The organism is Paenibacillus contaminans (genome assembly GCF_003285015.1).
Classification (GTDB): domain Bacteria; phylum Bacillota; class Bacilli; order Paenibacillales; family NBRC-103111; genus Paenibacillus_V; species Paenibacillus_V contaminans.
On the sequence record NZ_QMFB01000019.1, the window covers coordinates 25,475 to 40,949 of the forward strand.

At 52.9% G+C, this 15,475-nt stretch carries 12 protein-coding genes and 2 tRNA genes; 9 read left to right on the top strand and 5 right to left on the bottom strand.

Features of this window, described 5'->3' with window-relative positions; translation table 11 throughout:
- The first annotated feature begins 18 nt into the window (after positions 1-18).
- From DQG23_RS27075 to DQG23_RS27085, 3 genes are all read left to right on the top strand, one after another.
- A complete protein-coding gene (locus DQG23_RS27075) occupies positions 19-1,533 on the top strand; it encodes a glycoside hydrolase family 28 protein (RefSeq protein ID WP_113034169.1) in 1,515 nt (504 codons plus the stop codon).
- Positions 1,534-1,616: 83 nt separating this feature from the next.
- Entirely contained in the window at positions 1,617-2,474 is an 858-nt protein-coding gene (locus DQG23_RS27080) for a sugar phosphate isomerase/epimerase family protein (RefSeq protein ID WP_113034170.1), read from the top strand.
- 157 nt (positions 2,475-2,631) lie between these two features.
- Positions 2,632-3,603 carry a Gfo/Idh/MocA family protein gene (locus tag DQG23_RS27085; RefSeq protein WP_113034171.1) on the top strand — a complete coding sequence of 324 codons (972 nt, stop codon included), beginning with the start codon at positions 2,632-2,634 and terminating at the stop codon, positions 3,601-3,603.
- 144 nt (positions 3,604-3,747) lie between these two features.
- Here DQG23_RS27085 and DQG23_RS27090 read toward each other — a convergent pair whose 3' ends face one another.
- The 3 genes from DQG23_RS27090 to DQG23_RS27100 form a co-directional block, all read right to left on the bottom strand.
- Complete coding sequence (locus DQG23_RS27090) at positions 3,748-5,862, bottom strand: hypothetical protein (RefSeq protein ID WP_113034172.1); 2,115 nt, start codon at positions 5,860-5,862, stop codon at positions 3,748-3,750.
- Between the two features lie 296 nt (positions 5,863-6,158).
- Positions 6,159-6,235: transfer RNA gene (locus DQG23_RS27095), tRNA-Pro, on the bottom strand.
- Between the two features lie 90 nt (positions 6,236-6,325).
- Positions 6,326-6,401, bottom strand: a tRNA-Arg gene (locus tag DQG23_RS27100).
- A gap of 152 nt (positions 6,402-6,553) precedes the next feature.
- Here DQG23_RS27100 and DQG23_RS27105 point away from each other — a divergent pair.
- The 6 genes from DQG23_RS27105 to DQG23_RS27130 all read left to right on the top strand — a co-directional run bounded on the left by DQG23_RS27105 (position 6,554) and on the right by DQG23_RS27130 (position 11,492).
- Positions 6,554-6,937, top strand: coding sequence for a GntR family transcriptional regulator (locus DQG23_RS27105; RefSeq protein WP_113034173.1), 384 nt, complete (start codon positions 6,554-6,556; stop codon positions 6,935-6,937).
- Positions 6,938-7,002: 65 nt separating this feature from the next.
- Positions 7,003-8,115: a DUF1648 domain-containing protein gene (locus DQG23_RS27110; protein WP_158560719.1), complete on the top strand. Its 1,113-nt coding sequence runs from the start codon at positions 7,003-7,005 to the stop codon at positions 8,113-8,115.
- Positions 8,116-8,481: 366 nt separating this feature from the next.
- Positions 8,482-9,000, top strand: a complete 519-nt coding sequence (locus DQG23_RS27115; RefSeq protein ID WP_238178049.1) for an RNA polymerase sigma factor — start codon at positions 8,482-8,484, stop codon at positions 8,998-9,000.
- Positions 8,997-9,566: an anti-sigma factor family protein gene (locus DQG23_RS27120; protein WP_113034176.1), complete on the top strand. Its 570-nt coding sequence runs from the start codon at positions 8,997-8,999 to the stop codon at positions 9,564-9,566. Before DQG23_RS27115 ends, DQG23_RS27120 begins: the two co-directional genes overlap by 4 nt.
- Entirely contained in the window at positions 9,559-10,824 is a 1,266-nt protein-coding gene (locus DQG23_RS27125) for a hypothetical protein (RefSeq protein WP_113034177.1), read from the top strand. Before DQG23_RS27120 ends, DQG23_RS27125 begins: the two co-directional genes overlap by 8 nt.
- Entirely contained in the window at positions 10,821-11,492 is a 672-nt protein-coding gene (locus DQG23_RS27130) for a hypothetical protein (protein WP_113034178.1), read from the top strand. Before DQG23_RS27125 ends, DQG23_RS27130 begins: the two co-directional genes overlap by 4 nt.
- Before the next feature lie 116 nt (positions 11,493-11,608).
- On the opposite strand, the gene DQG23_RS27135 is transcribed toward DQG23_RS27130, so the two are convergent.
- Together DQG23_RS27135 and DQG23_RS27140 are read right to left on the bottom strand one after the other, a co-directional pair.
- Complete coding sequence (locus DQG23_RS27135; RefSeq protein ID WP_113034289.1) at positions 11,609-13,576, bottom strand: ABC transporter ATP-binding protein; 1,968 nt, start codon at positions 13,574-13,576, stop codon at positions 11,609-11,611.
- A 104-nt stretch (positions 13,577-13,680) separates the two neighbouring features.
- A complete protein-coding gene (locus DQG23_RS27140) occupies positions 13,681-15,447 on the bottom strand; it encodes an ABC transporter ATP-binding protein (RefSeq protein ID WP_113034179.1) in 1,767 nt (588 codons plus the stop codon).
- Positions 15,448-15,475: the final 28 nt, after the last annotated feature.

The window sequence follows — 15,475 nt, forward strand, 5'->3', positions numbered from 1 at the left end:
AGGTTGGAGTTGAGCAGCGTGTATCAATTTAATGTGATGGATTACGGAGCGGCAGGCAATGGAACGAATTCCGATACGGCAGCGGTTCAAGCGGCAATCGACGCTTGTGCGGCAGCGGGGGGAGGTACCGTATATGTGCCGCCAGGACGGTATTTGATCGGCACGGTATGCTTAAGAAGCAACCTGACGCTGCATCTTGAACAGGGTTCTGTTCTCATAGCCAGTACGGATAAGGACGAATATCGGTTTGTTACCGTATACGAGCAATGCGTCAATACGACGGTACAAACGGGAAACTTGTATGGGAAAGATATTAGCAACTTCAGGATTACCGGAAACGGAGAAATCGATGGCGCTGACAAGGCGTTTTGGACTCGAAAAGAAACGGTAGGCGAAAGCTGGAACTCGGTCCCCATTTATTATTGGCCAAAAGAATGGCGGCCTATGGGCATCATGCTGGAAGGCTGCAGCAATGTTCATATCGAGGCCGTCACGATTCGCAGCTCGCCGCTTTACTCCGGGTGGCTAATCGATTGTCAACGCATCCAATTGCGGGGATTGCAAATTTTGAACGATTTTCATGGTCCCAATACGGATGGCTTTCACTTCAGCTCGTGCCGGGACGTTCATATTGCCGACTGTCATTTTTTGACCGGGGACGATTCTATTGCCATCGATGCCGATGGCATAAGCAAGGCCGAGAATTACACGATAACCAATTGTACGTTTAACACTTCCGTTAATTGCTTCCGTATTTTTACCGGTCTGGATCCGTGGTTTACGGTCGGCAGCTATAATGAAGTGCGAAATATCTCGATCAGCAATTGCTCCGTGTCCAATGCCGCAGGATTTCTGAATGTGACTGCAGATAACGGTTTAATCGAAGGCATAACGGTATCAAATGTTACGTTGACGATGGAGCAGGAAGGCACGCCGATCTTTATCATGACGAATAAAGGTACGGTTCGTCATGTTATCGTGAGCAACATGACGGCCAAATCGAACGGTACATGCGTCATAATCGGTCAACCGGGCGACAGTATCGACGATATCGTACTTTCGAATATTTTGTTTGACGTTGCCGCAAAGAGAAAGGCATTCGGAATCGATATTCCGGACGATATTCAAGGCTATGCGTATCATCATTTTGTTCCGTACAATCTGTATTTCCGTTACGCGGGACGAATCCGGCTGCACCAGGTTGCTGTCCATTGGCTGGATACGGAGCTCCAGGAGAGCTGGAGCGCATTGAAGTGCCGCGAAATCGAGCGGATCGATATCGACGGCTTCAGCGGCATACATGCCGGAGAGGACTCCGAGATGCCGGCCCTTCACTTTGCGAACGTCAAGGAAGCTTGGATTACCCGGACACGAGCTTTACCTGGTACAAAAGTATTTTTGCAGGTAGAGGGGACGGAAACGAGAGACATTCATTTATCGGATAATGATCTGATGCATGCAGGCCAACCTGTAAAAACAGCCATGGATGTACGTGCCGAAGCCATATGCGAGCGGGGCAACAGAACTTGGTGAGAACAAGGAATGTCCGGTACCGCTTAATGAGAAACGCGTACAGTTGGTATATCTTGGGTCTGATCTGAAATAGGGGTGCTGCCATGAGGCTAGGTATAAGCTCGTATTGCTTGTCCCAGCTGGTGCGAGAGGGGAAAATGACGATCTTCGACGTGATGGAATGGGTAGCGGCTCAAGGCGGGCAGCATGTGGAAATCGTTGCCGGAGGCCCGTTAACCATCGACACGGAACTGGCCGAGAAAATAAGGGAATATGCTCAGGGATTGGGATTGGAAATTTCGAATTACTTAATTGGCGCCGATTTTACCGCGGGTGATGAAGGCTTCGAGGAAGAGGTACACCGAGTCATGAGGGAGGTTGATGTGGCAAGCCGCATGGGCGTCAACCTGATGCGTCATGATGTGGCGTGGCGCCCCGCGGAGGAAGCGACGACCGAAGAATTCGAACGGGACCTTCCCAAATTGGCGGAAGCGTGCGCGAGAATCGCGGACTATGCGGCGCGGTACGGGATAATAACCAGCGTCGAAAATCACGGCTACCATGTGCAGGGGAGCGAGAGGGTGCAGCGCTTGATCGCGGCGGTCAATCGTCCCAATTTCCGAATGACACTTGATATAGGCAATTTCATGTGTACGGATGAAGAGGCCGTGGCCGGAGTCAAGCGTACGATCGGTATGGCCGCAATGATTCATTTGAAAGACTTCTATGTGAGGCCTTCTTACCGAAATCCGGGTACGGGCTGGTTTACGACGGTTTCGGGAAATTACTTGCGCGGCGCCATCGTCGGACAAGGGGACATCGATATGTGGGAAGTGCTTCGCGTGATCAAGACAAGCGGTTACGACGGTCCGATTTCCATTGAGTTCGAAGGAATGGAGGCGTGCAGGAGCGGGACGGAACATGCATTCCACAATGCCATGCGTATCTGGAACGAGGTTTGAAGGATAACGCGAATACGCGCTGCGATTTCTTCGACGCTCTTCAACCGGATGGAGGTTGCCTAGTGCTCGACGAGTCGATGGAAAGCGGGGCGAGCGTCAATGTACCGTTTGTGCGAAACGAATAGAAGCTTAAGTCGGAGAGGACGGATCGACTGACATGCGTTTAAAAATCGGCTTTATCGGAGTAGGGGGCATTGCCTCTCTCCATATCCAGAGTCTGTTGCGGATTGACGGCACAGAGATCGTTTCGGTGTACGACGTGAACAAGGAAAATGCGGTCAAAGCCGCGGAAAGCACTGGGGCACAGGTCATGGATAGCGCGGAGCAAGTACTCGATCCGGCCCGGATCGATGCCGTGTATATTTGCACGCCTCAGTTTGCAAGGGGAAATTTGGAGGAGCTGGCGGCGCTCCGCGGCATTCATTTGTTTGTGGAGAAGCCGCTGGGCTTGGATATGGAGGAGGTTCGCAGGAAGGAGCAGGTCATTCTGGAATCGGGCATCATCCATTCCGTCGGTTATTGTCTCCGCTACCTCGATACGGTTCAGCAAGCGAAGGCGTATTTGACCGGACGTCAGGCGCATTTGATTCAAGCCTATCGGTTCGGCGGTTCCCATCCGGCGGAATGGTGGCACAGGCTGGACATGTCCGGCGGGCATCTGGTAGATGCGGTTACCCATCAGATTGACATGATTCGCTATGTAGCCGGCGAGTTCAACGAGGTCGAAGCGAAGCTCGGCCGCGTATCCTTTGACAGCCTTCAGTCGAAAGGGTCGATATACGATGCCGGATCCATTGCGTTCTCCATGGAACAGGGAACGGTCGGCAGCATCACCGAATCGTGTTTATCTCCGTTTCATACCGCTTCCGACCTTAAATTGTTCGGACACGACTTCTTTGTCTATCTTAGTCAGAACGGTGCAGTGTTGGCAATCATTGACGGCGGGCAAAATGAAACCATTACGTCTGCCATGGATCCATACTTCGAACAATGCAAAGCGTTCGTCGAGGCCGTAACGCATCATACACAAGCACCGATCTTGAGCAGCTATGCAGACGGGGCAAGGACACTCGCCGTTACGCTTGCGGCTAACCGGTCTTCGTTAGAACGGACCGCCATTCATTTCTAGTGATTATGGGAAAGCTTGAGATCATCAAGCTTTCTTTTTTTTGAAATTTCATTAGCCGATTTACCGGCAAACAAAAAAGCTCAAATCGCTAAGGATGATTGTCTTCGCGACATCATCCCGGGATTTGAGCCGCCCTTTATCGAGTTAGACCGCCTGCCAGTGCAAATCGCCAGCCCAGTCGGGTGCATAGTAGATACGCACGGTCGCCGATTGCGTATCGACGCCGATCAGCTCGGATTTCGTATGATTCCCATAGAAAGCGCTTGCAGGAAGCAGCGAGTAGGTGAATGCGGGCAATGTAGAAAACTTGGCTGCGAAAGTTACCGTAACGTCGACATAGGTACCGGTGGAGTAAGGAACGTTCTTAATGCCGCGCTTCATCTCGGAGGCACCGCACACGATGGTTTCTACCGGCGATGCGGAGGTGGTATGGTAAGGCAGCGGGGCGCCTTTGTAAGCGGAAATGAATACGCTCCCGAGGTACATCGTAAATGCGGATGAGGTTCCGGCTGTAGCCAACAGTCGGATTTTTCCCGCCGGACCTGACAGCTTCCCGGATATACGCAGCAGGTGGAAGCCGTTTCCGAAGTCGTAGAGGTTGACGTCCCGGTAACTCTCAGCGCCCGAGGCAACGTCGATAACCATGATGGCGGCCGGCATTTTTCCATCCGGACTGTAAAGCCAAATTGTCGATGAAAATTCAAATGTATCAACTTCGAAGTTGATTTCGATAAATTGGAAAGCGCCGGTTCCCGATCCGCCATATACCGCTTTGTAACCATAGGGCGTGTTGACGGTCAGCGGCATTACGGAGGCAGTAAAGGTCGCCGCGAATGCCGGCGGCTTGTCATTCGAGTCCCTAACGGACCAGTCCCCGCCGATTGCGGAGTTCTGAAGGGACATGGAGAACATATCCCCTCGCGATGCCGGGCTGTGCTGCGTCATGCCGATGACATGCGAGTAAGGAGATACCGCCGGAGGTGAATTGGAGTCGTGATTCATACCGAATATGAGGAAGTTTCCGTTGATTCGTGCCCCTCGTTCCATGTAGCAGTTCGTTAATATGTTTTGCTGATGTACCCTTGTCGCGTTTCGTGCGCCGAGCGAGACTGAGAAATCGCAGCCGATGAAGTTGTTGGCATGCGCTTCCGAGGTTGCGCCGGGGGTACCGTTATCGGTAATGAGAAGACCATAAACGTCAGGTTTGTTGCCGTTGCACTTCAGAAATTCATTCGCATTGACCGCCTGTGCCTGGCAGTCCAGGATGATTTGTCCGGCCCGGATATTCTCGAATTTGTTCCAAAACGCTCCCCAATCGAGACTGTATCCGTCGACAATGAAGGTGTCGCACTCTATGGAACGAATATTGGAGTGCCAGACCGCTTGCGCCATAAGGGTATCGCAGTAGAAGTTGTGAATGTCGGGGTATTTCGTGGTTCTGACGATCAGACGGCCGCCCGAGTACCGGGCGCCGGCGCCGTCAAATACTTTAGGGAGCATCAAGTCGCCGGTGATGCTTCCCGATACGCCTCCCACCATCCGGACCGACAGCTCCGAGGCTGCATGGCTGGCGGCTTGCATAGGGAGCGTAATATCCTGATCCTCCGCGGCTCCGAAGTCGGAGGCAGAGATCGACTCCCCGACGATTCGTACCCAGCAGCCGGCGCCGGTTGGCTGCGTCTCTCCGGTACCGGCAAGGAATGACGCGAGGGTGCCGTACTGACCGTTCCAGGGGACGGTCGGGCTGATAATGGTCCCGCCGTTATGCCGGTTCTTGGCACAGCCGGCGTCCCAATAGAATAGCCCCCCGCCTGCAGCGCTTCCGGCATAATAACCGCGGACGCTGATATGGTGATTACCGGTCGTTGTCACGGTAAACAAATCGACGACGGATGAAACGGAGACGGCGCTTCTTCCGACCAACACAGCCCCATTTGCGGGATTGGCTGCATCGGATAAGTCTTGGACCGTCTTAGGCGACCCATCCGGAGCTAAATAGCTTATTGCCGTTGAAGGATGGGAATTGGCGCTGTCACGATTGCTCAGAAGTTCGTGGTCGCAATTGCAATCGGCGTTTTTCGGTTTGGCTCCTGCCGTCCCTGCAGCTCCGAGCAAGCCCAAACCGCTTGCAGCTGCCGCTACACCTGCCATTCCCAGCTTGGACAATACATTTCTACGGCTCACCATAGGCGAATGATCGGATTTGGCGGAAGTGTCCTCGATCGGCAAATCATGTTCTTTAACGTCTTCTGATTTCATGGTCGATAGCCTCCTTATAAATGGTTTTCCAAGCATCACGTGCGAGGCAGCCTCACCCGTTCGTACAGTTCATCCCATCACCCCGAGTAAATAAAGTGGTTTGCTCTTCCATTATAAATTTGCCGAAAATGGGCAACTACAAGAATGTCTTTACATTTCGGTCTTCTGTTTACCGTTTTATGAAGGCTGGCGTGAATGTTTTGCAGAGATCAGGGAGCGAAACGGAAAGCTTCATTTGACGATTTTAACGCACAAAAAAACCGCAGCCCGGAAGCTGCGATTCGATGTTATAAGTATGGTCGGGACGACACGATTTGAACATGCGACCCCCTGGTCCCAAACCAGGTGCTCTACCAAGCTGAGCTACGTCCCGATGGTAATTATGGTGACAACCTCAATCGTCACGAAGAACATAATAGCATAAGTAAACGAGAAATACAAGCCTTGGAACGGAAAAAAATTATGGCGTCCCCGGACGGAATCGAACCGCCATCTGTCCTTTAGGAGAGGACTGCTCTATCCTATTGAGCTACGGGGACGCAGTAAAAATGATTATATCATAAAATAATGAGATCAGGAAGCGCGAACAAACGATTTAAAGAACATCCCTTAATTTATGTATTTAGGGTTTACTTTGCAATCTATCTGTTATATATATAATATAACAGATATACACGGGGAGTGGCTGGTTGTGATCATCCAAATCGATCTGCAGTCGGAAACGCCGATTTATGAGCAGCTTATGAATCAAATAATCGAAGGGATTGCAGCGGGAGAGCTTAAACCCGGCGATCCGCTTCCTTCCGTACGAAGCTTGGCGTCGGATGTAGGCATTAATTTACATACCGTAAATAAAGCCTATACGCTGCTTAAGCAAGAGGGATTTATTCAAATTCACCGGCAGAAAGGCGTAGTCGTCCAGCCGGATACGATGCCGGGAATGACCAGCGCGTATACGGAGAAGCTGCAAAGCGAGCTGAAGCCGATCATAGCCGAAGCCAAATGCCGGGGTATGACGATGCAGGATTTGACGGAAGCGGTGGCGGCTATGTACCGCGGATTGGGTCGAGTCTGACCGCTGCGGTCAACCGGATTCGCCAAAGCTAGCCGTGAGCCATAAAGTCATGGGGAGGTATGAGTATGGAATTGTTGATTATGTACTCGTATTTGTTGTTAATGAACGCCATTACGATCGGTATTATTGCTTTTACCCCTTATTGGACGAGGAAGACGGTGCAATTCGGCTGTTCCATACCGGAAGCTGAATTTCATACCCCGCTGCTGAGGTCGATGCGGAGACGTTATGCCGGATGGATGGGAAGCTTCGGATTATTGCTGCTCGTCGTATGTTCCGCCATAGCCGCTGCCGTCGGCCCTGATCGTATCGCCATCGTGATAACGGCTAATGTTATCGTAGTCGGGCTCGTATCGACGTTCATGTACTATTATTATCATAATAAAATGAAAAAGCTGAAGGCGGAGAAAGGCTGGATCGGACATGGCCTGCGTATTGTAGCGGTCGATACGTCGTTTCGTAAAAAGCTGGTCATTTCGACATCCTGGTACTGGCTGCAAATCGGCGTAGTCGCAGTAAATGCTTTGGTGCTTGCGCTCAATTACGACAAAATTCCGGACGTGTTGAACATGCATTACGATTTTGAGGGCAACGTTACCCGTACGGAACCGAAATCGTTTGGAAACGTGTTTATGATGTCGATTATCCAAATCGTTATCGTCGGCTTGTTCTCGTCCATTAATGTCGCCATCAAGAAGAGCAAGCAGCAGATCGATGCGAATAACCTGCAAAAATCGATCGGCCAAAATACCCGCTTTCGCCGCAGCTGGTCGCAATTTCTGTTCGCAATGGGATTGGCGATGGTGCTTATGTTCGTTTTCGACCAATACAGCCTGTTGTTTTCCTTCGATGGCAATCTAGTGCTTGCCGTGAACTTGCTCGTCCCGCTGGCCATGGTCGTAGGCGTTGTGCTGCTGTCGATCCGTACCGGGCAGGGCGGCAGCAATCTTGCCGTCGAGGGCACCCCGTCCCCGGAAGCGGTGGAGCCGATCAACGACGATAAACACTGGAAGCTCGGCATGATTTATTATAATCCGGACGATCCGACGCTTTTTTTGGAAAAAAGGGTCGGCATCGGGTGGACCGTCAATTTTGCCCGCCCGCTGGCTTGGGTTATCTTGCTCGGGCCGTTGGTTATTGCGGCGGTCATCATCATCGCAGTAGAAACGGCATCGTAATCATTTGGCATCGTCGCATGTACAAAGCTCTCATTCCCGCATCGGCGGGGAGGGGGCTTTGTTTATTTTGAAATATCAGGGCAGAAAGTATATCTCCGGGGCTTGTTCGATTTCCCGATAAAAGCGCCTGCCCTTAAAGGGCGGCGAAGCCGTTTATCCTTGACTTAGGAGCTGGAAGGTCTCTTTCGCTGCTTGATATACATTTGCCCGTCGGATGCCCGATAATCGAATTACTGAACGCTGTTGCGGTTGGGAAAAATATTTTTGGCGGCAGTGCAGTAGTTTCGTAAAAGGCTTCGTCTATTAGTCATGGAATGAACGGGAAAGGGGGAGAGCCGCATTCAAGAGCATGCCGTCATCGAAAGCGTGTTGGCGGGGGAAACGGATGCGTTCCGTGCGATTATCGAAACGTATCAGGCTTATTTGTACAGAGCCGTATATCCGATCTTAAACGATCAGAAGGACGCGGAAGACGTGCTTCAGGAAGCGTTCGTCAAAATTTTCGTTTCTCTCCCCCGTTACCAGCACCAAGGCTTCAAAACATGGATTACGCGCATCGCCGTCAATACGGCGATTGATTATAGACGCAAGCGCTCCAACCGCAGAGAGTATCTGACCGATACGCATGAAGAACACGCGATGCCGGTTTCCGAGAACGCTGCGGAGCTCGAAGTCGTTCGTAAAGAACGCGGCGAGCTGATCGCCAAATATGTGAACGATCTGCCTGCGAACTATCGGGAGGTCGTCGTCGCTTTTTACCTGGAAGAGAAGTCGTATCAACAAATCGCCGATGAACAAGGCATTGAAATTAAGACGGTGGCGTCAAAGCTGTTTCGGGCAAGAACCTGGATGAAGAAGCACTGGAAGGAGGAAGACTTGCGATGAGCGCGAACCATTATAGTAAAGAAGAATGGCAAATGTATGCGGAAGGCCGCATTGACGATCGCGACAGGGATGCTTTCGAGAAACATTTGTATGAGTGCGACATCTGCATGAATCAATATGTTGAACTGCTGGAAGGGCTAAATGATTCGGGAAAGTCGCAAGAGGTGTCTTCTTCGGACGCATGGGAAAGGGATATGCCCGGAAAGGACTTTACGGATCGCGTCATGGCGGCTTTAAAAGAGCTGGGGGGCACGGCTTTACCCGTTCCAGAAGAATCTGGCGCAGGAGTTGCTGCAGACGGCGGCGTTGATGCGAAAGGCAGCGGGAAGGCTGTCGTCAGCCAAGTGCCGTTATTCCGCAGACCGTTGTTCCATTATGCGGTGGCGGCTGTTATTACGCTGATATTGATGTCGACCGGGATGTTCCATAACATTTCGTCACGGGTCGAGCATTTGGAAACGCAGTCCGGCGAACAGCGGGAGCCGATTTCCGAACGGCTGATGGAAAAAACGGTTTCGATGCTGGAAGCGATGCAGGCACAAAGAGGAGGGGAAAAACATGAATAAAAATCCGATCGCCGCATTTTTGCTGTCGTTTATCCCTGGGCTGGGGCACCTCTATTTAGGCCGGTACGTCCGCGGTGTGCTGTACGGAGGCGCTTCGTTCGGCCCGATTTTCCTATTGATTCTAATGGATTTCGGCAGCGGCGGTTCGATACCGGCAGATTTTGCGATGCTGATGATAGGCTTTGCGCTTGTGGCGGCGGCCATCAATATGCTTGATATGATTATTACGCTGTTGGCAAGGGGAAATGGCACTCCGCACGGTGGCGCCGGCATGAACAGGAGCTGGACGGGCGACGGAACGAAAACGTATTCCGCAGGTTCTGCAGGCGGCTTCTATGGAAGCCCAGCAAGCGCCGGCGAAGCGGGAGGAGGAACACCCGACGGTACGATGGGCGGCAATCTTCCTTACGGACAATACGGACAGGATCAGGCACGGATGTCTTCTCCGCACTGGTCGCCGGCGGAAGCGGCTCAGCAGCAGGACGAGCGCTTCAAAACGATTTTGCTGTCGTTTATCCCGGGACTCGGCCATTTCCAGCTAGGCCTGATGCAGCGCGGCTTGACGTTTCTCATCAGCTTTTTCGGATTGTTTGCCATGATCGCCTTTGTTTCGTATATGACGCGGGAAGACGGCTTCTTCGTATTCCTGCTCGGTTTGCCGGTCATCGTGTTTTACTGCATATTCGACGCCATCCAGCAGCTGAACCGCAAGCATAGGGGAGAGACGCTCGTAGACCGGAGCATCATCGAGGAGCTTGATCTAAACCGTCAGGACGGGCGTAAAAGCAAGCTTGTCGCCATGTTCCTATCGATATTTCCCGGAGCCGGGCATATGTACCTCGGCTTGCAGCGCCGCGGCTTGCAGCTGATGGCCGGTTTTCTGTTCAGCATTTACATCATGGATGTGCTGCGGCTGTCGATTTTCATGTTTTTGATCCCGATCATTTGGTTTTTCAGTTTATTCGATGCGCTCCAGCTCGTTTCCAAACACGATCGCGAGGAGCTGCAGGATATTCCGCTCGTAGGCTGGCTCCTGAACCATCAAAAATGGCTTGGCATCGCCTTTATCGCATTCGGAGGTTATTACTTGCTGGATAGAGTCGTGCTGCAGCTATTGGAGCGGAAATTTCCGGAACTTCATATCTCGGGATACTTTCATCAATACTTTCAACTGTTCGTCATCTCCACGCTGCTGATCGGGGGCGGGCTGAGGCTGCTGCTGGGCAGCTCCGTTAAGAAAGAAGGGGACGGACAATGAAGCAATGGCGCGTAGGAACCTTTTCGATGGGGATCTCGCTTATTATGGCGGGGGTTACGTTATTGATCTCGTCGTGGCAAGGGCTTTCCGCGTTCGATACGTTGATTGCGTGGTGGCCGGTCGTGTTCGTTATGATCGGAATTGAAATATTGCTGTTCGCCGTATTGTCCAAAACGGAAAATCGGATCGTGAAGTACGACGTGTTCAGCGTACTGTTCGTGGGTTTGATCGGATGTTTGTGCCTCGGCTATGCGATGCTGGCATCAACCGGGCTGCTTAACGAAGTCAGATATGCGGTAGGCTCGACCGAACGTTCGCTGGATCTGCCGAAGGTGTCGGAGAACGTGCCGGCGGATGTGAATCGGATCGTCGTACAGTTCGGAGGCCGGCAGCCGAAAATCGATAAAACGGCGGATCGTTCCGTCTCCTTATTCGGAAATTACCGGGTCCGGACCTCTTCGGAACGGAATATCGAGGCGTTAAAGCCGGACGAGGTCGCGACGGTGCAAACGGTCGGTACGACCATGTACGTATCCGTTAAAGAATTGCCGCGGAAGCGGGGGTTAACGGATGAATATCCTTATGCGGCGGTGACGGTCGTCCTGCCTCAGGATATCCCCGTCGAGCTTCGAGGCGCAAGCAATCAGGAAATTGGATTCAGCCAATGAAACGGATATAAAAAAAGCCCGCGTCCGCACGAAGGTGCAGACTAGCGGGTTTTTGCGTATATCAGCTGAAAAGCCATTGGTGGACGGCTTAACTCGAAAAGGCTCTTCGAGCGCTGTCAGCTTGCGCCTTGCTGCAGCCGGTACATTTGAGCGTAACGTCCCTGCAGGCCAAGAAGCGATTCATGCGTGCCCCGTTCAACGATTTCGCCGCGGTGCAGCACGAGAATAAGATCGGCGCTGCGGATGGTCGACAGCCGGTGCGCGATGATGAAGGTGGTCCGGCCCTTTTTTAGCACCTCAAGCGCGTTTTGGATGACCGCCTCCGTCTCCGTATCGATGCTGGAGGTGGCTTCGTCAAGAATGAGAATCGCAGGATTAAATGCGAGCGCCCGCGCGAACGAAATCAACTGCCGCTGCCCGGCCGACAGGGTGGCCCCTTTCTCCAGTACAGGCTCGTCATAACCTTTGGGCAGTCCGGCCAATATTTGCGCTCCGCCGACGTCGTTCAGCGCCTGCGCGACTTGCGCCCGGCTAATGGCCGGATCGTTCAGACTGACATTCGACGCTACGGTGCCGGTGAACAAATACGGGTCCTGCAGCACAATGCCCATATGCTCGCGCAAAGGCTGCTTGGGGATGGCCGACGTATCCTGGCCGTCGATCGTGATCGTCCCGCGCTGCGGGTCGTAAAAACGGAATAGCAGGTTCATAATGGAGCTTTTGCCGGAACCGGTATGACCGACAAGCGCGACCGTCTGGCCTTGCTTGGCTTCGAACGAAATGCCGCGCAGCACGTAATCGTCTTTGTAAGCGAACCAGACGTTGTCGAACCGGACGTTGCCCTGGTAGCGGGGAAGCTGTCCTTGCGCGACATCCGTTCCCTGCTCGTCGATCAGCTCGAATACGCGCTGGGCGGCGATACGGGCTTGTTCCAGCATGCCAAGCTGGTTCACCATCCCGTTAAGCGGCTGGAAGAGCCTGCCGAGATAGTCGATGAAGGCATACAGCACGCCGAAGGTGATGGCGCCCCCGAACGTAAACGAACCGCCGCCAAAGTACCAGACGACGCCGGCGAATGCGAAATTTTTCAGCACGTTGACAAGATTGAACGAGGTAAGCGCGTTAAGGTGCTGCATTTTGTTTTGGTAGACGAAATATTCGGTATTGAGCGCTTCGAATTCATCCATCGTTTGCTTCTGCCGGCGGAACGCGCGAATGACCGTCATACCTTGTATGGACTCGTTGATGATGCCGTTCAAATCGCTGATTCGCGCGCGGATAATCTGGTTGTAGCGGCCGGCGTACTTGCGGTACAGCCAGATCCAGGCGACCAGAAGCGGTATAATAACGAGACAAATCGCGGCAAGCCTCGGGCTGAGCAGAAACAATGCGGCATAAATGCCGATCATGTTGATCGCGCCGGAGAAAAACTGAGTCAGCACCGAAACGAATAAATCTTTGACCGCTTCCGTATCATTCGTTACGCGGGAGACGACCTTCCCGGCCGGCATGTTGTCGAAATAATTAATAGGAAGCCTTTGGATTTGTTTATACAGGTCCAAACGAAGCTTTTGCACGATGCGGTTGGCCGCCGTTTGGAGAAAGTATTTTTGCCCGTAATGGAATGCCGATGCGACGGCGAGAAGCAGCAGATATAGGCCGGCCAGCTCGATCAGTCCGCGTACCTCCGGTTTATAGAACGCGAACAATTCGCCGGGCGATAACGTCTGGACGGCATAGGAAGCGACTTTGCCGTCTTTGCGTACGACAAGACTGCCGTCCGTTAGGGAACGTTCGCCGTCGAAACGCAGCGGCTCATTGACGAACACAAAATGCTTCCCCGTCTGGATGACGCGTACCTCCCGGCCGGCTTCCGCACCTTTCGGCAGTTTGTCGCTGCGGACGTATTGCTTGTCCCGATAGCCGACAATATCGTCGGGATCAATCGTATTGCCGGCATCGCCGACACCTGTAGGTGCCGTTATTTCATACCAGGGCTTTTCGATGCCGAGAATATGCGTATCGATCATCGTCTTCGCGATAAAGGGACCGCACAGCTCTGCGAATACGGCGACGGCAAGCATCGCGAGACCGACGGTGAAACGGCGTTTATACTGAAGCGCGTACCGAAGCAAGCGGCTTCCGGCACCGGCGGTTTTTGGGCTGTTATTTATCGTTCCTCCGGCGCTCACTTCGATTCACCGCCTTCTTCTTCGGATAAGTTGGCTTCGACCTGCTGGCGCTCGTATTGTTCGCGATACCAGCCGCCTGCTTGCAGCAGCTGCTCGTGCGTGCCCTGCTCGACGATATGGCCGCCCTCCAATACGATAATTAGATCGGCGTGTTGTACGGCGGAAAGCCGATGGGTAGCGATCATCGTCGTTTTATCGGTGCGGAGACGGCGTACGTTCGCAATAATTGCCGCCTCCGTCTTGGCGTCGACGGCGGACAGGGAATCATCGAGAATGAGCATCTCCGGCTCGGCTATGAGAGCGCGCGCAATCGCGACCCGCTGCTTTTGTCCGCCGGAAAGCGCTACGCCTTTCTCACCGACAAGCGTGTCGAGGCCGTTTGCTAGAAGCGGAATATCGCGCAGGAAATAGGCCGCTTCAAGCGACTTTGCGATATCCTCTTCGGTTGCATCTGGTTTGCCGAACCGGATATTTTCGCGGACCGTTTTCGAGAACAGCATTTGTTCCTGTGGCACATAACCGATTGCCCCGTGCAAGCTTTCAAGCGATATTTGCTCGATCGGAACGCCGGCAAGCGAGACGATGCCCTTGCCGCTCGGATAGTCGCGAAGAAGCTGACGAATCAGCGTCGTTTTGCCGCTGCCGGTCCTGCCGACGATGCCGAGCGTCTGACCAGGCTCCAGCCTGAATGAAATATCCGTTAAATTGTCCGTTTCGGAGGAAGGATAACGGAATGTAACACGCTCGAAGCGCAATGTTTTCGTTCCGGACGGGGGCTTCGGCTCATCGCTGTCGGCCACATCCGGCTTGTAAGCGAGCGTCTCGTTAACCCTGTCGAGGGATGCGTTGCCGCGCTGCATAATATTGATGAGCTCGCCGATCGCAAACATGGGCCAAACCATCATTCCGAGGTAAACGTTAAACGTAACGAGCTCGCCGAGTGTGATTTCGTTGCGGAATACAAGATAAGCGCCGTAACCGAGCCCGATTAAATAGCTGGCGCCTACAAGCAGCTTCACTGTCGGCTCGAACAGGGCGTCGATCCGGGTAACGTCGGTATTTCGCTCATATACGTCATCGGTTAGCTTCGCAAATTTCGCCTGATCCGCCGTTTCCTGAACATAAGCGCGAATAACGCGAACGCCGGCCGCTGCTTCAAGCACATGGTCGTTCAATTGGCCGAACGATTCTTGTGACGAGCGGAAGCGTTCGTGAATTTTTTTGCCGTACAGGCTCATCACAAGGGCGATTAAGGGCAATGGAATAAGCGCAGCAAGGGTCAGCTTCCAGCTGATGAGGTAGCCCATCGCAAATAAAATGACCAGCATAAAGCCGCTGGAATCGACTAGCGTAAGGATGCCGAAACCGGCGGTCGCGGAAATCGCCCGCAGGTCGTTCGTCGCGCGAGCCATCAGATCGCCGGTCCGGTTGCGCTCGAAGAAGGTCGGCGTCATGCGTAGGAGATGGCGCATGAAACGGGAGCGGAGCATACGTTCGATCAGGAACGCCCCGCCGAACAACTGATACATCCAGTAGTAAGAAACGACATAAATGACGGCCATGACGGCGGTAAATTGAAGCAGGAAAGCCGTTAGCTCCGACTTGGTCAGCGTTCCCTGCTGAATCCGGTCGATCGCGCTGCCGATCATGCGCGGCGGCACGAGCTCGAGCACGCCGACAATAACGAGGAGCGTCACGGCGATGGAGTAACGAATCCAGTGCATTTTATAAAACCAGCGAAGCTTGTAGAGTACGGCGAACAAGGTTGTATCCTCCTCCGTTGATTGTTCA